The sequence below is a fragment of the Xanthomonas sp. NCPPB 2933 genome, from assembly GCF_056725225.1.
The window spans coordinates 360,154-381,228 of sequence record NZ_CM161518.1 but is presented as its reverse complement, the minus strand read 5'-3'; the positions used below and the strand labels follow the sequence as shown (position 1 = coordinate 381,228).

At 63.3% G+C, this 21,075-nt stretch carries 20 protein-coding genes and 2 pseudogenes; 12 read left to right on the top strand and 10 right to left on the bottom strand.

Translation table 11 applies throughout. From position 1 onward, the window contains the following. The first annotated feature begins 192 nt into the window (after positions 1 to 192). Both AC1PLU_RS01600 and AC1PLU_RS01595 read left to right on the top strand, forming a co-directional pair. On the top strand, positions 193 to 624 hold the full coding sequence (locus AC1PLU_RS01600) for a hypothetical protein (protein ID WP_168958566.1): 432 nt from the start codon (positions 193 to 195) through the stop codon (positions 622 to 624). A gap of 269 nt (positions 625 to 893) precedes the next feature. Next, positions 894 to 3,889, top strand: a pseudogene (locus tag AC1PLU_RS01595) (TonB-dependent receptor). 166 nt (positions 3,890 to 4,055) lie between these two features. Here the strand turns inward: AC1PLU_RS01595 and AC1PLU_RS01590 are convergent. After that, positions 4,056 to 4,628, bottom strand: a complete 573-nt coding sequence (locus AC1PLU_RS01590) for a pseudouridine synthase (RefSeq protein ID WP_006450062.1) — start codon at positions 4,626 to 4,628, stop codon at positions 4,056 to 4,058. A 135-nt stretch (positions 4,629 to 4,763) separates the two neighbouring features. Further along, on the bottom strand, positions 4,764 to 5,618 hold the full coding sequence (locus AC1PLU_RS01585) for a class I SAM-dependent methyltransferase (RefSeq protein WP_043908307.1): 855 nt from the start codon (positions 5,616 to 5,618) through the stop codon (positions 4,764 to 4,766). A gap of 222 nt (positions 5,619 to 5,840) precedes the next feature. Here AC1PLU_RS01585 and AC1PLU_RS01580 point away from each other — a divergent pair, with 222 nt between their 5' ends. The 4 genes and pseudogenes from AC1PLU_RS01580 (at position 5,841) to AC1PLU_RS01565 (ending at position 9,282) form a co-directional block, all read left to right on the top strand. Then, positions 5,841 to 6,812, top strand: a complete 972-nt coding sequence (locus AC1PLU_RS01580) for an aldo/keto reductase (RefSeq protein ID WP_180316275.1) — start codon at positions 5,841 to 5,843, stop codon at positions 6,810 to 6,812. Positions 6,813 to 6,924: 112 nt separating this feature from the next. Beyond that, a pseudogene (locus AC1PLU_RS01575) lies at positions 6,925 to 7,953 on the top strand (NADP-dependent oxidoreductase). 74 nt (positions 7,954 to 8,027) lie between these two features. Further along, complete coding sequence (dkgB, locus tag AC1PLU_RS01570) at positions 8,028 to 8,831, top strand: 2,5-didehydrogluconate reductase DkgB (protein WP_481107498.1); 804 nt, start codon at positions 8,028 to 8,030, stop codon at positions 8,829 to 8,831. Between the two features lie 148 nt (positions 8,832 to 8,979). Further along, on the top strand, positions 8,980 to 9,282 hold the full coding sequence (locus tag AC1PLU_RS01565) for a hypothetical protein (RefSeq protein ID WP_023902203.1): 303 nt from the start codon (positions 8,980 to 8,982) through the stop codon (positions 9,280 to 9,282). A gap of 56 nt (positions 9,283 to 9,338) precedes the next feature. On the opposite strand, the gene AC1PLU_RS01560 is transcribed toward AC1PLU_RS01565, so the two are convergent. Continuing rightward, a complete protein-coding gene (locus AC1PLU_RS01560; protein ID WP_043888840.1) occupies positions 9,339 to 9,755 on the bottom strand; it encodes a hypothetical protein in 417 nt (138 codons plus the stop codon). A 191-nt stretch (positions 9,756 to 9,946) separates the two neighbouring features. On the opposite strand from AC1PLU_RS01560, the gene AC1PLU_RS01555 reads away from it, so the two are divergent. Further along, positions 9,947 to 10,789: a DUF2884 family protein gene (locus AC1PLU_RS01555; RefSeq protein WP_481107497.1), complete on the top strand. Its 843-nt coding sequence runs from the start codon at positions 9,947 to 9,949 to the stop codon at positions 10,787 to 10,789. Positions 10,790 to 10,798: 9 nt separating this feature from the next. On the opposite strand, the gene AC1PLU_RS01550 is transcribed toward AC1PLU_RS01555, so the two are convergent. The 6 genes from AC1PLU_RS01550 to AC1PLU_RS01525 all read right to left on the bottom strand — a co-directional run bounded on the left by AC1PLU_RS01550 (position 10,799) and on the right by AC1PLU_RS01525 (position 15,297). After that, on the bottom strand, positions 10,799 to 11,500 hold the full coding sequence (locus tag AC1PLU_RS01550) for an alpha/beta fold hydrolase (protein ID WP_481107496.1): 702 nt from the start codon (positions 11,498 to 11,500) through the stop codon (positions 10,799 to 10,801). Between the two features lie 164 nt (positions 11,501 to 11,664). Then, complete coding sequence (locus AC1PLU_RS01545) at positions 11,665 to 12,093, bottom strand: organic hydroperoxide resistance protein (RefSeq protein WP_023902199.1); 429 nt, start codon at positions 12,091 to 12,093, stop codon at positions 11,665 to 11,667. Between the two features lie 105 nt (positions 12,094 to 12,198). After that, a complete protein-coding gene (locus AC1PLU_RS01540; protein ID WP_481107495.1) occupies positions 12,199 to 12,660 on the bottom strand; it encodes a MarR family winged helix-turn-helix transcriptional regulator in 462 nt (153 codons plus the stop codon). A 113-nt stretch (positions 12,661 to 12,773) separates the two neighbouring features. Continuing rightward, positions 12,774 to 13,319 carry a hypothetical protein gene (locus tag AC1PLU_RS01535; protein ID WP_481107494.1) on the bottom strand — a complete coding sequence of 182 codons (546 nt, stop codon included), beginning with the start codon at positions 13,317 to 13,319 and terminating at the stop codon, positions 12,774 to 12,776. A gap of 136 nt (positions 13,320 to 13,455) precedes the next feature. Beyond that, positions 13,456 to 14,550 (bottom strand): cell division protein ZapE, encoded by a 1,095-nt coding sequence (gene zapE / locus AC1PLU_RS01530; protein WP_006450075.1) that lies wholly within the window; start codon positions 14,548 to 14,550, stop codon positions 13,456 to 13,458. 84 nt (positions 14,551 to 14,634) lie between these two features. Beyond that, positions 14,635 to 15,297 carry an alpha/beta hydrolase gene (locus AC1PLU_RS01525; protein ID WP_349778960.1) on the bottom strand — a complete coding sequence of 221 codons (663 nt, stop codon included), beginning with the start codon at positions 15,295 to 15,297 and terminating at the stop codon, positions 14,635 to 14,637. A 66-nt stretch (positions 15,298 to 15,363) separates the two neighbouring features. On the opposite strand from AC1PLU_RS01525, the gene AC1PLU_RS01520 reads away from it, so the two are divergent. From AC1PLU_RS01520 to AC1PLU_RS01505, 4 genes are all read left to right on the top strand, one after another. After that, a complete protein-coding gene (locus AC1PLU_RS01520) occupies positions 15,364 to 16,236 on the top strand; it encodes a hypothetical protein (protein ID WP_481107493.1) in 873 nt (290 codons plus the stop codon). A 432-nt stretch (positions 16,237 to 16,668) separates the two neighbouring features. Then, positions 16,669 to 17,115, top strand: coding sequence for a hypothetical protein (locus tag AC1PLU_RS01515; RefSeq protein WP_481107492.1), 447 nt, complete (start codon positions 16,669 to 16,671; stop codon positions 17,113 to 17,115). Positions 17,116 to 17,120: 5 nt separating this feature from the next. Continuing rightward, complete coding sequence (locus AC1PLU_RS01510; RefSeq protein ID WP_481107491.1) at positions 17,121 to 17,246, top strand: hypothetical protein; 126 nt, start codon at positions 17,121 to 17,123, stop codon at positions 17,244 to 17,246. A 98-nt stretch (positions 17,247 to 17,344) separates the two neighbouring features. Continuing rightward, positions 17,345 to 19,072 (top strand): hypothetical protein, encoded by a 1,728-nt coding sequence (locus AC1PLU_RS01505; RefSeq protein WP_481107490.1) that lies wholly within the window; start codon positions 17,345 to 17,347, stop codon positions 19,070 to 19,072. Between the two features lie 168 nt (positions 19,073 to 19,240). On the opposite strand, the gene AC1PLU_RS01500 is transcribed toward AC1PLU_RS01505, so the two are convergent. Beyond that, positions 19,241 to 20,566: a GTP-binding protein gene (locus AC1PLU_RS01500; RefSeq protein WP_481107489.1), complete on the bottom strand. Its 1,326-nt coding sequence runs from the start codon at positions 20,564 to 20,566 to the stop codon at positions 19,241 to 19,243. A 61-nt stretch (positions 20,567 to 20,627) separates the two neighbouring features. On the opposite strand from AC1PLU_RS01500, the gene AC1PLU_RS01495 reads away from it, so the two are divergent. Then, entirely contained in the window at positions 20,628 to 21,014 is a 387-nt protein-coding gene (locus AC1PLU_RS01495; RefSeq protein WP_481107488.1) for a MerC domain-containing protein, read from the top strand. Positions 21,015 to 21,075 lie beyond the last annotated feature (61 nt).

The following is a 21,075-nucleotide window of genomic DNA, read 5'->3' as shown; positions in this document are numbered from 1 at the left end:
TCTCCCGATGGGAGAAGGGAAGTGCTGCACATGCCCATCAGATCTGTTTTTATCGCTACCTCAGACTCCCATGCACCAACACCCCGCATCATTACTTAACCGCAACCCAAACAAGCTCCACTACCGCTAACACCGTCTATACGCACCAGCCCACACACTGCGGCCCACGTACTCAGAAAGGAAACGCCTCCAATGAGCAAGCTGACTGTGATCACCGAACGCGCCCTGGAGCGTGCCCTGGAACTGGCTGGCACTGCCGGCGACCACCTGCGTCACGCCGCGTCCGACGCGGGCGACAAGGCACGCAACGCGGGCAGCAGCCTGCGTCATTTCAGCCCCGGTGCCAGCGAATGGCTCAAGACCGGCGCCGCGCTGGGTGCCGTGCGTACCGGCGGCAAGGTTGTCAGCAAGGCGGTCAAGCGCAACCCTGCCATCACCGTGGCAGCGGCCGTCGCCGGCCTCGGCCTGATCGGCTATGCGGTGTATCGCAAGCGCCAGCGTGATCAGCAGGTGCTCGGCGGCAACGTGCATCGTTTCGATCGCGAAAACGCCGGCAACGCCAGCGCACGTCGCGCGGCCTACCAGCGTCGCGGTGCAGTGACCCCGAGCGACGGCATCGAATAAGCCATCTCGCCAGGTAAATCAGACAACGCCACGGCCCTGCGCCGTGGCGTTGTCGTTTGTGGGATGCAGTCATCGCGGTGCATTGATGTCAACGCGTGACACACCACTGCAATCACCATGGCCATTTGGCGTAGCGACATAACCACACTCCATTTCTGAATAGCGGGCTCGGCGGTGATTAATGTCCGCGGGGAGCCACACCGAGATCGGCGTCGCAATTGCGCGCTTGCGGGGTGCTCCCACCTCCCCACATCCAGAAGTGATTGTTCATGACCGTTCGCTCTCCCCTCTTCCGGCCCAACGCACTCGCGTTGGCGCTCCTGCTTGCCACTGCCTCACCGTTGGCCTTGGCTCAATCCACCACTGGCAGCATCGCCGGCCAGGCCCCTGCCTCGGCCAGCCGCGTTGTGGTGCGTAGCGATACCGGCCTCACCCGCGAAGTGGACGTCGATGCACGCGGCCGCTACGCCTTGGGCCAGTTGCCGTTGGGCACTTACTCGGTCGTGGCCAAAGATGCCGCCGGAAACGTGTTGAACACACGCGAGGCAGTGACGCTGACGGTGGGCACCACCACCGATGTGTCGTTCGGTGGGGTGACACAACTGGATGGCGTCAGCGTCACCGCCGATCGTGCGGCAGCCGCGATCGATGTCACCACCGTGGATTCGCGCACCGTCATCACTGCCGAGCAATTGCAGCGGTTGCCACTTGGCCGTTCGGCCGAAGCGATCGCGCAGCTGGCACCGGGCGTGGTGGGCAACAGTGGCAGCGGCACCTATAGCGGCCCGAGCGGCGAGCAGTTGGTGAGCTTCGGCGGTTCTTCGGCCGCGGAGAACGCCTATTACATCAACGGCTTCAACACCACCGATCCGCTGCGTGGCTTGGGCGGCCTGACCCTGCCCTACGGCAGCATCGATATCAGCTGGAGGTCTATACCGGCGGCTACAGCGCCAAGTACGGGCGCTCCGATGGCGGCGTGATCAATGCAGTGGGCAAGCGCGGCACCAACGACTGGCACTTCGGTGGTCAGGCATTGTGGGAGCCGGCGTCTGCGCGCGCGGACAAGGACGATGTGCGCTACCCAGCCAATGGCGCGCTGTATCGCCCCGACAATCAGGACCGCCAATGGGTGTCCACCCGAAGCGTGTATGCCGGCGGGCCGTTGATCCAGGACAAGCTGTTCCTGTTCGGCTCCTATGAACTGGAGCGCCGCCAGGGCCGCGAACTGGAAAGCGTGGAAGACACCAATGCCGACACCAGCTATCGATACGACCGCCCGCGCTGGTACGGCAAGCTGGATTGGAACATCACCGACAACCACCTGCTGGAACTCACCGGCGCCTCCAGCCGCAACGTGTATCGCGGCAGCATCTACAACTACGATTACGACGCGTTGAGTCGCGGCAGCCTGCGTGGCCAGGACGACACCACCAAGACCGGCGGCAATCTGTGGAGCGCCAAATACACCGGTTATCTCACCGACCGCCTCACCGTCAGCGCGCTGTACGGCAAGATGAAATCCGACGACTACGTCGGCAATCCTGCCTATGACAGCTCGCTGACGTTTCTGTCCAATGCCTCGCTGCAGAATCCCGCGCTCAATGGCGGCAACCCGATCACCAATGCGCAGACCACCTCATCGCTGGTCGATCCGGATCGCGGCAACCGCAGCGATAATCTCCGGCTGGATCTGAATTACGTCATCGGCAATCACTCGATCACCGTCGGGATCGACAACCAGAATGCACGCGCCCTCAATCGCGGCTCGGTGTCCTCCGGCGATGGGTATTACTGGATTTACGGCCAGTCCAATCCGAATGTGCCGATCAGTACCGGCCTGGGCGTGCCGGCCACTGGCGGCATCGTCAATGGCGAAGACGGCTATTACGTGCGTCGCTATGTCTCCAGTTCGCTGGCCTCGGTGCGCTCGGCGCAACGCGCGCAATACATCGAAGACAACTGGCAAGTCAGCGACCGGCTGTTGCTCAATCTTGGCTTGCGGCTGGATCAGTTCACCAACTTCAACCGCGATGGCGATGCCTACATCAAGCAGTCCAGCGGGCAATGGGCGCCGCGTCTGGGCTTCAGCTGGGACGTCGATGGCGACGGGCGTTTCAAGGTGTTCGGCAATGCGGGGCGTTACTACCTGGCACTGCCGCTGAATCCGGCCTTCAACGCGGCCGGTGCCACTTTGGCGACGTCGACGTATTACACCTATGGCGGCATCGATGCCAACGGCTATCCCACCGATCTGACCCAGTTCTCCGACCCGGTCTCGTCCAACAACAATTACGGGATCCTGCCAGACCCCAAGACCGTGGCGACCTCCGGCATCAAGCCCTCGTTCCAGGACGAATTCATCCTGGGCTTTTCCAAGACGCTCGGCGACAGCTGGGTGTACGGCGCCAAGGCAACCTACCGTTTATTGCGCAGTGGCGTAGATGATTACTGCGATATCGATGCAGTATTGGCCAAGTCCGATGCGCTGGGCTACGACGTCACCAAGCAGAGCAATCCGGTCAGCTGCTGGCTGATCAATCCGGGCAAGGCCAACACCTTCACCCTGGTCGATACCGGCGGCAACTACGTCAGCGTGCCGCTGAGCAACGCCGAGCTCGGCATGCCGGCCTTCAAGCGCAACTACTACGCGCTCAACCTGTCGCTGGAACATCCCTTCGACAGCCGCTGGTACGCCAAGGCCGACTACACCTTCTCGCGCAGCTACGGCACCACCGAAGGCCAGCTGCTTTCCAACATCGGCCAGACCGCGGTGGCCACATCGCAGGCCTGGGATTACGCGCAGCTGATGGAGCATACCAACGGCCCGCAGAGCAACGACCACACCCACCAGCTCAAGCTGTATGGGTATTACCAGATCACCCCGCAGTGGCTGGTGTCGGCCAACCTGGCCGTGGTGACCGGCGCACCGTTCAGCCCGCTCGGCTCGTATGGCGCCGATCAAACCGACCCGGCCGGCTACGGCATCGCCTACCACTACTACCAGGGCCAACCTGCGCCTCCGGGCAGCCAGGGCCGCCTGCCGACGATGACGCAACTGGATCTGGGCATGGCCTATCGCCCTGGTTTTGGCAACGGCAAGCTCGGTTTCAATCTGGATGTGTTCAACGTGTTCAATACCCAGACCGCGTTGTGGCGCTATCCGTATTCGGAACTGGAACCCGGGCAACCGAATCCGCTGTACGGGGCGGCCAATGTGCGGCAGGCACCGCGTTCGTTGCGGGTGAGCGTGAGCTTCGATTATTGAGGCTGCGTGCGGCTGACAAGGCGCTGCGAGCGCGCATGTGTCGCACGGTGGTTGTGTCGATTGCTGCTGTCAGTTGCCCTTGAACGCACGCATCGCGGCCCTAGGTCGCGGTGCGTTGTTGTGCCTCGCTGCTGTGCACGGAACGAACGCTGAGAAAGCAGACAACTCAGCGTCGCGTCCGGCTTGGCCGCGCGTGATGGGTTTCGTCCGCGCGCCACTGCCCAGGCGCCAGAGTGTCCAACGTCCAGTCACCAATCGCCACGCGGATCAGACGCAAGGTGGGTAGGCCAACCGACGCGGTCATGCGCCGCACCTGACGGTTACGGCCCTCGGTGATCTGCAGTTCCAGCCATGCGTCGGGCACGGTCTTGCGCACGCGTACCGGCGGATCGCGCGGCCACACCTGCGGTGACGGATCGATGCTGCGCACCTTGGCCGGACGGGTCGGGCCATCGTTGAGCACCACGCCATCGCGCAAGGCCTGCAACTGCGAAGGCGCAGGCGTACCTTCCACCTGCACCCAGTAGGTCTTGGGTTGTTTGTGGCGCGGGTCGGTCAAGCGGTGCGCCAATGCGCCATCGTCGGTCAGGAGCAGCAAGCCTTCGCTGTCGTGATCCAGACGGCCGGCCGCATACACGTCGGCAGGCAAGCCGAATTCGGCCAGTGTCCGTTTGGGCGGCTGCGAGCGGTCGCTGAATTGCGACAGCACGCCATAAGGTTTATTCAACAACACCAACATGCCAATCCTGTTGCGTCAGAGCGATGCACAGCGCAAGCAGGACGCAATGCGCGTGCGTAGCGTCATGCGTTGGTTGGCGGTATGCAAACACCTGCATGCCGAACGCGCACTGCGCGCCGGCATGCAGGCACTGCCTCACTGCTTGACGAACTTCAAGGTCATGCGGTCGCTCTCGCCGATCGCCTTGTACTTGGCATCGTCGGCCTTGTCGTGGCTGTTGCTCGGCGGCAACGTCCACACGCCACCGGCATAGTCCTTGGTGTCGCGCGGGTTGGCGTTGACCTCGCTCTTGCCGGCCAGCTTGAAACCGGCCGCTTCGGCCATCGCAATCAACTGCGCCTGGCCCACGTAACCGCTCTTGTCGTCCGCCGGCACATCGGCCTTGGCACGATGCTCCACCACACCGAGGACGCCGCCGGGCTTGAGCACCTTGTAGAAGCCACTGAACATCGCCTCGGCATTACCGGCCATGCGCCAGTTGTGCACGTTGCGGAAGGTCAGCACCAGGTCGGCCGAATTGTCCACGCCAAACGAGGGCGTCTTCGGCACATACGACACGAACGCGGGCTTGCCATACACCTGCGGCTTGGCCTGGAACTTCTTTTCCAGCTCGTCGCGCCCGCGCTGCGCGGAGTCGCGGCCACGGCCTTCCGGCACCGCCGCCGGGTCGACCACCGCTGCTACGTACTTGCCCTTCTCGCGCAGATACGGCGCCAGAATTTCCGAATACCAGCCACCGCCCGGAGTGATCTCGATAACGGTCTGGGTCGGCTTGATGCCGAAGAACGCCAGCGTCTGACCCGGATGGCGATACACGTCGCGCTGCACATACACACGGTCGCGCCAGTTGCCGTCGATGGCCGCCTGCAGCGCCGCATCGGGCGCCGGCAGGGTTGCGCTATCGGCCGGTTTGATTGCCATTGCCAGCGGCGCGCTCATCGCCACTGCCATCCCCACCACACATGCACACACCAGCTTGTTGCGGATCATCACAGCGCCCTTTACGGGAAAAAGTAGCGCGAGCCTAGCATGCGATTTGGAGCCTGCCATGTGCAGGACTTCGCATGCTGCACTGCGCGCGACGCACCACATGTTCAAATTCTGTGAGGCATTGCAGCAGCTGGGCGGAACGCTGAATCCACGTTGGTGTCACACGCAACGCCGGCGTGCATGACTATCCTGTTCGGCAGTTTCGAATCAGGAGCTTTCACCATGACTCACTCCCGCGCGCTGGGCCGCTCCGGCCTGCAGATTCAACCAATCGTCTTCGGCGGCAATGTATTCGGCTGGAGCGCCGATGAAGCAACCTCGTTTGCGCTGCTCGATGCCTTCGTCGACGCCGGTTTCAATCTGATCGATACCGCCGATGCCTACTCCGGCTGGGTGCCTGGCAACCATGGCGGCGAATCGGAAACCATCATCGGGCGCTGGCTCGCACGCAGTGGCAAGCGCGACAAAGTGTTGATCGCCACCAAGGTAGGCAAGTGGAGCGAGCATCCGGGCTTGTCACCGGAAAACATCGTCGCAGCTGTGGAGGATTCGCTCACGCGTCTGCAGACCGATGTGATCGATCTGTATCAGGCCCACGCAGACGACGAATCGGTTCCGCTGGAAGCCACGCTGGCCGCATTTGGCCGCTTGATCGAACAAGGCAAGGTGCGCGCGATTGGCGCCTCCAACTACAGCGCCGCACGCCTGCGCGATGCACTGGATATTTCCGAGCAATACAAGTTACCGCGCTACGAAAGCCTGCAGCCGGAATACAACCTCTACGACCGCGTCGGTTACGAAGCCGAGCTGGAACCGCTGGTGCGCGAGCGCGAGGTCGGTGTGATCAGTTATTACTCGCTGGCCAGCGGCTTTCTCACCGGCAAGTACCGCAGTGCAGACGACGCCAGCAAGAGCAGCGCGCGCGGTGCGTCGGTGGTCAAGCAGTACGTCAATCCGCGTGGCTTGCGCATCCTGCAGGCGCTGGACGATCTGGCCGCCACGCACACCGCCACGCCCGCGCAGATCGCATTGGCCTGGTTGATCGCACGGCCGGGCCTGAGCGCGCCGATCGTCAGTGCCACCAGCGTGACCCAGCTGCACGATGTACTGGCGGCAGCGCGCGTGTCGCTGAGCGCCGATCAGATTGCGCAGCTGGATAGCGCAAGCGCGCCGGATCCTTCCGAAGCCGCTTGACGCCTCGCCTCTGCAGCGCATGTAACCCATCGCACCCACTCCCTCGCGCAGCCGCCGTGCGGCTGTGCTCCCTCGACCGCGCACGCGTGGTCCTTTCCGCGAGGAATTTCGCATGACATCGATCACCAACCGCCGCATCGTGCTGGCCTCACGCCCGCACGGCGAGCCAAGCGCCGACAGCTTCCGCCTGGAAGAGGTCGCCTTGCCGCCCACCGGGCACGAACAGATTCTGGTGCGCAATCGCTTTCTCTCGCTGGATCCGTACATGCGTGGACGCATGGACGAAGGCCCGTCCTACGCCGCACCGGTGGAGATCGATGCGGTGATGGAAGGCGGCACCGTGGGCGAAGTGCTCGAATCGCATCATCCCGACTATCAACCCGGCGATCTGCTGGTGCTGCCGGGCGGCTGGCAGACGCATAGCCTGTTCACCCCTGACACGCCATTGCGCAAGCTGCCCAAAGACGATGCCTTGCCGCTGAGCACCGCGCTCGGCGTGTACGGCATGCCCGGCTTCACCGCCTACGCCGGCCTGCATGAAATCGGCAAGCCGCAGTCAGGCGAGACATTGGTGGTTGCGGCGGCCAGCGGCCCGGTCGGCGCCACCGTGGCGCAGCTGGCACGCCTGCAAGGGTTACGCGTGGTGGCCATTGCCGGTGGCGAAGAAAAGGTGCGTTACCTGCGCGAGACGTTGCGCGTGGATGTGGCACTGGACCACCGCGCCGACGAGTTTGCCGAGCAGTTGCGCACCGCCACGCCGGACGGCATCGACATCTATTTCGAGAACGTCGGCGGCAAGGTGTTCGACGCGGTATTGCCGCAGTTGAACGCGTTCGCACGCATCCCGGTGTGCGGCGTGATCGCCACCTAGAACAGCCGTGGCCAGGCGCTGCCGGGGCCGGACCGTCTGCCGGACTTCATGGGTCAGGTACTGCGCAAACGACTGACCGTGCGCGGCTTCATCCAGCACGATTTCATTCGCCTGATGCCCGCCTTCCTGCGCGAAATGGGCCAGTGGCTGCGCGAAGACCAGATTCAGTATCGCGAACACGTGCTGCACGGCCTGCACAGCGCACCGCAAGGCCTGATCAGCCTGCTACGTGGCGAAAACTTCGGCAAGGCCGTCGTCGCGCTCGACTAGCTCAGCTCACAGCGCCCCGAACACTTCACTTCTTACAAATCCCCATTCCCGAATCCCGTTACCAAAGGAACACCATGACAGTCCCCGCATTCGGCCTCGGCACCTTTCGTCTCAAGGACCAGATCGTCATCGACTCGGTGCGCAATGCGCTGGAGTTGGGCTACCGCGCCGTCGATACCGCGCAGATCTACGACAATGAAGAACAGGTCGGCCAGGCCATTGCCGCCTCCAACGTGCCGCGCGATCAGCTGTATCTGACCACCAAGATCTGGGTCGACAAGTTCGGCCGCGATGCCTTGCTGCCGAGCCTGCAGGAAAGCCTGCGCAAGCTCGGCACCGAGCATGTCGACCTCACCCTGATTCACTGGCCCTCGCCGAAAGATCAGGTGCCGATGCGCGAGTATCTGGAGGCGCTGGCCCAGGCCAGGCAGCAGGGCCTGACCCGCGCGATCGGTGTATCCAACTTCACCATCGCACTGATCAAACAGGCCATCGAGATCCTGGGCGCCGATGCCATCGCCACCAACCAGATCGAAGTGCATCCCTACCTGCAGAACCGCGCGCTGATCGCGTTCCTGCGCGAGCAAGGCATCCATGTCACCTCGTACATGACGCTGGCGGTCGGCGAGGTGTTGAAGGATCCGGTGATCCAGGCAATTGCCGCGCGCCACGACGCCACACCGGCACAGGTGACCTTGGCCTGGGCGCTGCAGCAGGGGTATTCGGTGATTCCGTCCTCGACCAAGCGCGAAAATCTTGCAAGCAATCTCAAGGCCCAGTCGTTGCAGCTGAGCGAGCAGGACATGCGCGAGATTGCCGCACTCGACCGCGGTCAGCGCCTGGCCAATCCGAAGGCGATCGCCCCCGACTGGGATTGAGTTCTCGGTTTTTCCATGTATCGGCATCGCCCGATAGGGGGGCATAACAGCCGCGACGACCGCTCGTCGTCGCGTGCTGGTTGCACGTGACAGGCGCTGCTACGGTGCCAGCCACAGGGGGGTAAGTCTCGGCAACGGAGTCCTACCCATGCACACCGCATCCGTCTTGACCCGCCGCGTCGTCAACCTCGACGCAGAGATCGCCTATTGGCGCGATGTCCACGCAGAAGGCCATCTGGGCGGCTACGATTTTGCCGACTATGCCCGGCTGCTTAAGCTCGGCTATGACATTTATCTGGCTTACCCGCGCGCTACCGAGGCGCAGCTCTACCGCGTGTTGCAGGACGGCTTTTACCACTATCAACCGATGCTGTCGGTGCCCTGGGATGAGGCGCGCTGGATCGTGCGGCATGCCTGGCGGCATATGGAAGAGGCGGCCGTTCGGCACTGAAGCGGCGGCTCGAACAATTGCGCAGCCGCTCAGCCACGCAGTGCCGCAATAAACGCTTAGTTCAACTGCCCCATCGCCATCGCCTGCCGATCGATGCGGTGTTTTTCGGCCAGTGCCTGCATGCCTTGCAGGGTGGCAGCGATCAGGCTGGCATACCGCAGCCGCCATAAGTTGGCGCGGTCGTTGTCGTCGTGGGTGCTGCCCAGGCCGTCCAGCACCTGCGGCAGACGCCGATCGGCCAATGCCGAGGCAGCCAGATAGGGCTTTGCCGGAGCGATCACATCCACCGGTTCGCGCCAGTCGTTGGCCACCTGCCGGGCGATGCCGGCCAGATGCGAGAGCTGGTGCATGCCGATCAGCGTCTCGTGCAACATCTCGCGGCAGGCCCATTGCCACAGCGCCACCTTTTCCGATGGATTCTGGGCGATCTCGGTCAGCGCCAGATCAACCTTTTCGATGCGTGAGTCGAGCATTGCGGAGCTCCGATGCTGCTGTGCAACATAATTCACACCATACGCCGTGAGAGTCAAGTGAGCCAGCCGCTAAAAAGATGTCAGCGTGCAGGTGCTCGACCCGTTTCACGCTTTTGCAGTTGCCGTTTGTTTGGATAAAGGGGTGCGGCACCCTGACTTCCTGCCCATGGCGATGCGCATCGCCACGCGTGATGCTGGGGTCCTCCGATTCCCAGGCCGCCGCCATGCGCCCCACTGCCTTTCTCGCGCCGCTGTTACTGGTGGCGGCCTGTAGCGCGCAGGCCGAAACCGCCAAGCCGCAGGTGTCCTCGCAGCAGTGCGAGGTCCGTACGTCCTACGACGTGCTGGCCGACAGCGGCGGCATCTGGCTACGCCGCAAACAGGGCGTGCCGCGCGAGATCTTTTTCCACGGTGGCGAGCTCAACGTGGATCGCCAACCGCAACCGGTCAGTGCTTCCGATGCGCAACGTCTGCGCGACATCGAGTACGGCGCCCGCACGCTGATGCCGGCAGTGACCGACATCGCCCGATCGGTGGTCGACATCACCTTCGATGCGCTGGCCGGCGTGGTGCAGATGCTCACCGGCAGCACGCGCCAGGAGCGCAAGGTGGAGCGGCTGCGCGTCACCGCACTTGCGCAGGTCGATACCACCCTGGGGCGCGGGCGCTGGGAGCAGGAGCTGTTCGACGAACACTTCGAAGCCAATGTCGAACAGGCCGCAGAAGAGTTGGCCGGCGGCCTGACCCGCAGCGTGATGTGGACCGTGATGACCGGACGCACCGCGCAGCTGGAGCGCCGCGGGGAGCAGTTGGACGCGCGGATGGAACAACAGATGCAGGCACGCAGCGAAGCGCTGGAGGCACAGGCGCACACCTTATGCACACAGGTAGAAGCGTTGTACGCGGTACAACAGGCGCTGGACTATCGCTTTCATGGTGAGCGCTTGCAGATGCTGGAGCTCAAGACGCATCGGCAAAACGAGCAAGACGATACGCCGGCTTCCAACAGCGTGGTGGTGACGGCTGCGCACTGAGAGCGCGTATCAGGCCAGCAGCCATTCCCGCAGCGCATCCGATACCGCCTGCGGCTGCTCCAATGGCGACAGATGGCCACACGCAGGCACTTGCACCAACTGCGCCTGCACGGCGAGCGCAGCCATTTCTTCGTGTAACGCGGGCGGGGTGATCGCATCGTCCTGACCGCACAGCACCAGCAGCGGGCCGGTGTAGGCGCGTAGCAACGCGCGACCATCTTCCCGCTCCAGCCGGTTCTGGCGCACGAAGACCTCCACGCCCAGGCGCTGGGTCATGCCGCGCACACGTTCCAGCAAGGCCGCGTCCTGCCAGCGCGATGGATGCACGTAGTGCCGCATCAGCCGTTCGCCGAATCCAAGAAACGTCTTTCCGCCACGCACGCTCGCTTCCTGCGCGCGCCGTTGCGCAACACGCTCGGACGAATCGGCACGGGCGGAGGTATCCAGCAAGGCCAGGCGCTCCACACGCTCGGGCGCGATGCGCAGGATGTCCTGCGCCACATAGCCGCCCAACGAGAAACCGGCCAATGCGAAACGCGGCGGCATCTGCGCCAGCACCTGCGTCGCCAGCGCGCGCATGCTCTCGCCCTGGGTGATGTCGCCGACCACGCACTCGGCAACGTCGGCCAATGCCACGCGCTGCGCGTGCCACAGCTGCGCATCGTTGAGCAGGCCCGGCAGCAGCAACAAGGTGGGACGCGGCGCGCTCATGCGCAGAAGATTCCGGTCGGCGCCGGCGAAACAAGCACTGTCATCGCCGTAGTGTGCCGCGCGGCTGCGGGCATCGCCAGCACGTCCAAACGAACGCGGCCCGACGCATGCGCCGGGCCGCTTCTGACACTGCTACGCGATATGCGCGGCAGCACTGGCGTGGATCAGGCCAGGGTCAGGGTGACGTCGATGTTGCCGCGCGTGGCGTTGGAGTACGGGCAGACCTGGTGGGCCTTGTCAACCAGCGCCTGCAGTTCGGCCTTGTCCATGCCCGGCACCGCGATGCGCAGCTCCACCGCAATACCGAAGCCGCCCGGAATCTGGCCGATGCCGACGCTGCTGTCGATGCTCACTTCGCCCGGCAGCTTGAGCTTGTCCTGACCTGCAACGGCCTTCATCGCGCCGATGAAGCAGGCCGCATAACCGGCAGCGAACAGCTGCTCCGGGTTGGTGCCGTCGCCGCCAGCGCCGCCCAGCTCGCGCGGGGTGGACAGCTTGGCGTCCAGCGCCTTGTCCGAGGACACGGCGCGGCCTTCGCGGCCGCCGGTTGCGGTGGCGTGGGCGGTGTAGAGGATCTTTTCAGGTGAGGCCATGGTGGTTCTCCAGAGTGAGCGCTCTCGGCGCAGGATGTAGTTGAATCGTTGACGATTGAATCGTGTGCGACATGTAAATTAAGAACGTGGCACAGGTGGATCGACTCACGCCTTGCCGAGGCTGGAGCGTAGCTTTTCCAGTTCCTGCTTGAGTTGACGCAGTTCGTCCAACGAACACGCCGACGCACAGAACACCTGCTCCGGCACCGCGCCCGCCTTGCTGCGCAAGGCGCGACCGGCGTCGGTCAGCCCGATGATCACCTGACGCTCGTCGCTGACGGCGCGCGTGCGGGTGACCAAACCGGCGGCCTGCAAGCGCTTGAGCAGCGGCGTCAGCGTGGCCGAGTCCAGGTACAGGCGCTCGCCGATCTCCGACACGCTGCGCCCGTCGGTCTCCCACAGCACCAGCATCACCAGGTACTGCGGATAGGTCAGGTCCAGCGCCTTGAGTAGCCCGCGGTAGAGCTTGTGCATCGCCAGGTTGGCCGAGTACAGCGCAAAGCACAGCTGGTTGTCGAGCTGCAGCAGCGCGTTGGTCCGGGCGGTGGTGGCTGTGGCGGTGTCCATGGCTGCAATTTACATAGCGCACTATTTAATTGCAAGCGATATTTCTGAACGGACTTAGCTCGCCAAGGTAAGTGGCTGCAATACGCACGCATGCAATCGCACTGCTTAGCGACTCAGGTGAACTGGATAAAGAAATGCCCCGCCGCATCGCCTTCGCCCAGTTTCTTGGCGCGCTGGTCTGCAAACAGATAGCCGGTGCCATCACCGAAGATGCCGTCATAGCCGGGATCCATCCGGCGCAGCTCCGACTCGACCAACTGGGCAAGAAAGTAATAGCGTTGACTCGTATGGATTGGGTCCTGCAACCAGCACGGTCGGTCGAGTTGTTTGCTCATCCCTGCGCCGTTGTCGTCGTCTTCCAGCTCTTTATCCATGTCGTCATCATCGAAGGGCTGCAGACCAACGCAGTGACGCCCGAGCAACAGCGCACTGTCACCGACGCACACCTCCTGTGTCGCATGTCGATGCAACAGCACCTTGCTATGCCCCAGCGCAGTCTTGTCGAATTCGCTTTGCTGATTGACGGCGAGCCTGCGCAGCGATGCTCGGTTGTCGCCATCGCCAGACCGCTCGATCGATGCAAAGACAGTCAGCGCCATGCCGTCGGGCAGATAGGGAGTCGGCAAAAACAACGCGGTGAGCATGACGATGGGCAGCATCGGCTGACCAGTCGATGGGTCTGTTGGCCATAGCGCTGCGTCGTCCAGCCACGCACCGCCGCCAAACTGGCCCAGGCCGCAGTCCGAATCGCTGACAATGATCCTGTGGAATCCGGGGCCAGGACGCGTCTGCATGTTATGCCCGATGCGCAGTGGCCAGATATTCGGCGCTCTGCATCTCGATCAAACGCGAGGCGGTGCGCTCGAAGGCGCCGGCCAGGCGCTGGCCGCTGTACAACGCCGGCGGGGCGTCCTGCGCGGTGCAGACCAGATTGACGTGGCGGTCGTACAGTTCGTCGATCAGATTGACGAAACGGCGCGCCGCGTCCTCGTTCATGCGGTCGAAATGCGGAATGCCACCCAGCAGCACCGTGGTGAATTCGCGCGCGATCTCGATGTAGTCGCCCGGGCCGCGCGGGCCTTCGCACAGCGCAGCAAAGTCGAACCAGGCGATGCTCTTGCCGCGCGCACGCACCGCAATCTTGCGCGCTTCGATTTCGATATTGCCGCCACGTGCCTCGGCATTTCCGCTCAATTCGCTCCAGCGCTGGCTGAGCCACTCATCGGCCTGCGCATCCAGCGGCGCGCGGTACACCGGCGAACGCGTCAATGCGCGCATGCGGTAATCCTCGGTGCCTTCGGCATACAGCTCGACGCAGAACTTCTGCAGCAAGCCGATCGCCGGCATGAAGCTGTCGCGCTGCAAGCCATTGGCGTAGAGGTTTTCCGGCGCGGTGTTGGAGGTGGTCACCAGGGTCACACCTTCGGCGAACAGGCGTTCCAGCAGGCGCGCCAGCAACATCGCATCGCCGATGTCGGTGACGAAGAATTCGTCCAGCACCAGCACGCGCAGATTCTCCCGCCACTGCTGGGCGATCTTGGCCAACGGGTCGCTTTGCCCGGCATGCTCGCGCAATTGCTCGTGCACGCCGCGCATGAACCTGTGGAAATGCGTGCGGTATTTCTGCTTGATCGGTAGGCCGTCGTAGAACAGGTCGACCAGGAAGGTCTTGCCGCGCCCCACCCCACCCCAGAAATACAGGCCGCGCACCGGCTCGGGCTTTTTCCAGAAGGCCGACAGCCGGTCCAGCCAGCCATCCTGCGCGCTGTCCACCAAGGCCTCATGGATGCGGTCCAGCTCCGCCAGTGCCGCCTGCTGCGCAGGATCGGCGCGCCAGTCGCCGCGTTGTACGCCGGCGGCGTAGCGCTGCGACGGGGTCATCTCAGTCATCGTGTTCTCCGCGGGCCGGCTGCTGCCAAGCCCGCTTAACGGCGCATCGCAGAGCGATACGCATATGCGTGGGCCATGCCGCGGTCAGACTGCGGCCGGCAACCAGCGCCGGACACCATGCTGGATCGCACCGCGCAGGTCGATCAATTTGCGGTGGAAGAAGTGGCTGGTGTCGGGCATGCGCACCAGCTCGGGTTGCTGCTCCAACGTATCCAGCCAGTCGTAGACCGCCTGCGGGTCGACGATTTCATCGGCATCGCCCTGAATCACCAACCAGTGCGCAGGCGGCTGCATGTCGCTGAAATCCCAGCGCCCGGCCGGCGGCGCGATCGAGATCAACACCTGCGGTTCGAGCGAGCCGGCAGCGCGCAACGACACGTAGGCGCCGAAGCTGAAACCGGCCAGCCACAGCGTGTCGCCCGGGCGCTGGCTGCGCACCCACGCGGCGACCGCACGCAGATCGTCCTGCTCGCCATCGCCATGATCGAACGCACCGGCCGAGTTGCCGACACTGCGGAAATTGAAGCGCACCACGGTGATGCCCAGCTCGCGCAACGCGCGCGCGGCCATGGTGACGACCTTGTTGTGCATGCTGCCGCCCTCGGTGGAGAGCGGATGGCAGACGATGGCGGTGACCGGTTGCACAGCGACGTCCGGCTCGGGCAGATCGACCGCGATATCGAGCGGGCCGACCGGCCCCTCCAACGTCAACGCAGCCGATTCAGTGGGGAATGGGAGATTGGACATGCCCTCATAATAGCCGCCCCGCCGGCCGCGTTCATCGCCCTGCCTGCACACTTCGTTGCGTTGCCTATGTATTTCCTGCTGTTTGCCGTTGTTTGCAGTGTCCTGGTGTCGGTGCTTCTCAACTTGGTGCCGCGCTATCGCCTGGATGCTGCCCAGACCATCACCTGGAACTACGCCACCGCTGCCGTCCTGGCGTGGCTGTTGCTGGATCCTGCGTTGGACACGTTGCATGCGCCGTCCACACCGTGGGCAGCATTGCTGGCGCTTTCGGTTGCGCTGCCGTCGATCTTCATGGTGCTGGCGCGCGCCGTGACCACCGCCGGCATCGTGCGTACCGAGATGGCACAACGTTTGTCGTTGCTGCTGTCGTTGGCGGCGGCTTTCACCCTGTTCGGCGAGCCGTTCAACGGATGGAAGCTGACTGGACTGGGCGTGGGCCTGCTGGCCATCGTATGCATCGTGCAACGCGCAGATCCGCGCGACCGCGCTGCGCCATCTCCCTCGTCTGCGTGGCTGTGGTTACTGGGTGTGTGGATGGGCTTTGCACTGATCGATCTGTTGCTCAAGACCATCGCGCAGGCCGGTACGTCGTCGCTGACCTCGCTGACGCTGTGCTTCGCCATCGCCTTCGTCCTGATGTCGCTGCTGCAGGGTCTACGCTGGACACGCGGCGTGCGGATGGACGGCCGCAACGTCGTGGCCGGCGTGCTGCTGGGCATGCTCAATTTCGGCAACATCTTTTGCTATGTGCGCGCCCATCAAGCATTGCCGCACAGCCCCGCTACGGTCTTTGCGAGCATGAACATCGGCGTGGTCGTCCTTGGCGTGCTGGTGGGCGCGCTCGGGTTCAAGGAGCGTCTTGGTACACGCGTACGCGTGGGTCTGCTGCTGGCGGTCCCGGCGATCGCCGCCATTGCATGGGGCATGTACACCGCTTGAAAACATCAGCCGTTCGGTTAGTGGGCCGTTTGTTCGCAGCGTACCGGGTTCGGTAAAACAAGCTCGATACCGTAGCGACCACACACAGGGCTTGTCGTCCGGTTGGAGTGGGTCATGCGGCTAAATCCCTGGTTGAAAGAACAGCAGGCAACGAGCGCTGCCGCAGATGCAACCGGTGCCTCCGGCTCAGGCACGTCGCGGCTGTTTGCCCAACCGCGCAGGCTGCCTGCGGCGGCTGGCGGCGTAAATTTGCGGCATGCGGCTGCCGTACGACAGGAGCAAGCACCTGCCTGCACGCTTCAACGGACGCAGCAACAGGCAGCGCAGGCCTGGTTTCCATCATCGCCGTGCTTGGCTGGTGTTGCGTCCCACGCATCACCGCCGAGCGATGCACGATTGCCGCGCGCTGGAATGCGGTCGCTGTTGCAAGGCATGAACCGCCGCCTGATACAACTCAACACGCAATACCACGCCATCACCACGCGCTTGTTTCTTGAGGAGCGCCAGGCAATGCCGCAGGAACAACGCGTGCTCGATCAACGCAATCGTCTATTGGCGCGGCGCAATCAGGTACGCGACAGTCAATTGGAGTTTCTGCTGCAGGCACTTGCACCGTTGGAGCAAGTGGATGCCCCGACCACGACAGCCGACCAGCTGACGAATACGCATAACGATGCGATACAGCGCGCTCACGTGCGATCGCTGGCATTGAACGCGATAGCTCGCTCGACCTGCCTGGCCGAGGTCTTCAGGCATGCCGAAGTGCAGCTGGATGGCTTGCAGGAAAGCGCTGCGCCGTGCGAGCGGATCCTGAAACTGCAACGGCTCATGCAGCGCTACCGCACCCTGGCGGCTCAGACTGTCGGCTCTGATAAATGACCTGAATGAAGTCAACCAACAGCGGAAGCAAGGTGACGGACATGCATGACCACGTGGTTGGATACCTCGACGCCGAGCGGAAGGCGGCACCTGCAAGCGCGGCGATCGCCTGCGGCGTGCACATCGATTGAGAGTGACATTTCGGCTTGCGCGACGCCGGTTCGCAGCCTGCATCACGCCATGGGAGGCGGTCGCTACTGTGGGCACATACGACCGACAGGAGTTCGTCATGCGCCTGAAACTGTTTTCGAGCAGCCGCAGCCAGATTGCTCCAGAACCGCCCAGCCCCGCCTCGACCACCACCACAAAGCACATTGAGACGACCACGCAGCATCCGCTGTCTCAAGCACACAAGCGCAGCAAACCGCAGGGCGCGGCGAAAACATCTACCCAAGCCCTTCTTGCGTCCGCGCGTAAATCATTCGAGTCCTTGCGCAAGCAGCTGCCGTCAATGCACATGAGCTCCTCAGCGCTACGGCCAACGCGCACTTCGGCTGCGCCCAGGCCTTACGTGACGCAGGTGGCCACGCCAGCTCGCCCACCGCAAAAGCATGGCGCGCAGCCCGTTGTCGATGCACGCCGGCAGCAGCCTGCTCCACAGGCCGCCGGGCCGGCGCGCATAAAGGGGCCCGAACCACAGCGGACTGCCTCGATACCGCGGCCAGCTCCGATCAGGCAAGCACCTATCCCGATAGCTTCTCCGCCACTGGCGACATCGCCGGTCATGCCCGGACCCGGGCATGTGCAGCAGGCACAGCAGCGGCAACCTCGCACCGAACACGGATTGCAAGGGCTCATTTCCAACGCAAGGCATCGCGAAACCCCGCAGCAGCCGAAGCCGGGACACAACGCGGGGAGTGCGCGATCTGTGCCGCCTGCAGTAGAGCCAGCGTCGTCGACAGTGGCCTCTCCGCGCGCCCGCATGGAACGGCAACCATCGCTACGCCGCTTGACTCAGGATTTTGCGGAGATCAACAAACGCTACAACGAGATCAGCAAACAGCTGTTTGTTGAGGATCGCGATGCAACGTCAGCAGAAGAGCAGGTGATAGAGCAACGTTATGCGCTGCTCGCCAAGCGCAATGAAGTCCGCGACAGCGAGCTCAATGCACTGTTGGCCGCACTCGCACCGATGCAAGACATCTCTGCACCACACGCCACGACCGGCGCGATACCGCAGTTTGCCAGGGAACATAATCAGCGCGAGTTGAAATCGCTTGAGAAAGAACTCCAGTTTGTTGACGAAGAGGTGCTGAAAAAATATTACACGCGCGCAGCGCGGCGCCTAGACAGTCTGGAGGAAAGCGGCGCACCGCCTGCTAAGATGCGCCAACTGAAGCGCATGATGCAGGGTTACCAGAACATGCTTGCCCTGAAAGAAGCGGGGAAAGTGCAACTGGCATCTTCCAACAACGTGCGCCCTGATAAGAGGCAGCATCCGCAGCATACCGTGCCAACACCACAGCTCGTACCGGTCGCACCCACACTATCGCAAGGCCGCGTTCCTCAGCTCGAAACATTATTGGCCGCGCTCGCACCAGTTGAAGACATTCCTGCACCGAAACCCATCACTCTTCCCTTCAACAGCGCCAAGTCATGGGTCAAAGACAACGCAGTAGCGGTGAACTTCAACAGCGCCAAGTTATGGGAGTTCATCAATAAAAACATCGATGGCGATATGTTAAAGAAGAATTATGCGCTCGCCGAGCGGTACCTGGAGTCCCTTGAAGAAGGCGCCATGCCCTCCCCCGGGATAGCGCGTCTTCGACGCATGATGCAGGGCTACAAGAATCTGGTTTCTCTGAAGAATATCACCGAGCAAACAGACAACCATCTGCATAAAATTGGAGCGCCGCGACAGATGTCATTGATGCCAACCACAGCGCAAGAGCGTAAGCGGTCCTACGACATAGAACGTAACGATCATCAAGAGGCAATCGACAATGGTTATTTGTGAGAGTCGAAACTCGGCACGCCCCTGCAGCCAGGCGGTCAGCACAGATGCCGCCAGCAATAGGCGCCCATGTGGTTTGCATCCTGCACGCCACGAAAGGTTTTGCACAGCGTGTAGCCGATGACATACGGTCTGCCGGCGGGCTGACTTTGGCAGTATGACCAAGTCGCTTCACCGCTCCCAATGGGGAAACGGATCATCCAGCAGTTGCCATTGCGCCGGGCCCTGGCGCAGTTCGTGATCGCTGAGCAGGCACGCGTCCAGCGCAGCGCGCGTGCCCGGTGCGTCCATGTCCACGCCGATCACCGCCAGCTCCTGGCGGCGGTCGCCCCATAGCGGATGCCATAGCCGCTGCATTGCGGCGTATTCGCTGGCATCGCCTACTTCGTGCAATTGCGGCAAGGGCGCAGTCCAGCAGTCGGCCTGCTGACGTTGCCAGCCGATGTCGGTGTACGGCAGCGGGGTGATGCTGGTCTGCAGCGGCTCGCCGATCGCGTGTGCATCCACGCGATGGCGTGCAGCAAACCAGAAGCCAGCGGCGTTGGTTTGGGTGGCACCGCCCACGCTGGACAACTCGCCCACCCAATCCATCCGGCTGGCCAGCCAGAAAAAGCCCTTGCTGCGAATCACCTGCGGCAGACCGCTTTGCACCATCCGCGCGAAGCGCTGCGGATGGAACGGCCGGCGCGCGCGGTACACGAAACTGCTGATGCCGTACTCCTCGGTCTCCGGCGTGTGCTGGCCGCGCAGTTCCTGCATCCAGCCCGGCGCCAGCTGCGCACGGGTGAAATCGAAGCGCCCGGTATCGAGCAAGGTACGCAGCGGAACCTCGCCATGCGTGGCGTCCACAATCGCCGCCTCGCGATTGAGCGCACGCAATACCGCGCGCAGCCGCATCAGTTGCTGCGCATCGATCCGGTCGCACTTGCTGATCACCAGAACGTCGGCGAACTCCACCTGTTCGCCCAACAACTGCACCAGCCCGCGCGTATCGTCCGGGCCGGCTTGCTGGCCAAGTTCGGCCAGCGTGGCGGCCGAGCCGAAATCCTGCAGAAAGCGGCTGCCGTCCACCACCGTCACCATGGTGTCGAGCCGGGCGATATCCGACAGGCTGAAGCCATCGGCATCGCGCACTGCGAAGGTGGCCGCCACCGGCATCGGCTCGGCGATGCCGGTCGATTCGATCAACAGATAGTCGTAGCGCTTCTGCTCGGCCAGCCGCCGCACTTCCTGCAACAGGTCGTCGCGCAGCGTGCAGCAGATGCAGCCGTTGCTGAATTCCACCAGCGTCTCTTCGGTGCGTCGCAAGGCCGCGCCGCCGTCGCGTACCAGCTGCGCGTCGATGTTGACCTCGCTCATGTCGTTGACGATCACCGCCACGCGCAGGCCGTCGCGGTTATGCAGGATGCGGTTGAGCAAGGTGGTCTTGCCGGCACCAAGGAAGCCGGACAGCACGGTGACGGGAAGACGTGAATCGCGCTTGGGGGACAGAGACATCCTGAGAGCCTGGCTGGAGTGAAGTGTTACTATATAACACTTACTCGACAGGACACGCTCCATGCGCGTTATCGCTTCTGTGCTGGATCGCTCGGCCATCGCGCTGTCCAGCCTGTGTCTGCTGCACTGTCTGGCCCTGCCGCTGCTGGCCGCCGCACTCCCGCTGCTAGGCGCCTGGAGCCGGGCCGAATGGGTGCATGTGGTGTTCGCCACCGCCGCCGTGCCGCTCAGCGGCTACGCGCTGTGGAGCAGCCATCGCCGACACGCACTGCCCGCGCCGGTGTGGGCATTGGCAGCATTCGGACTGGCCGGCCTGGTGCTCGGCGCAAGCGGGGTGGCCGGCGGCACGCTGGAAACCCCGATCACGGTGACCGGCAGCCTGCTGCTGGCCAGCACGCATCTGGTCAATCTGCGGCTACGTCGCCGCGCGGGGCATTGCGCGAGCTAGGTGCAAGCCCCGCGCGCGCTCGCGGCCTGCTTTTTTCCATGGCAGCGCAGCAGCGCGCGAA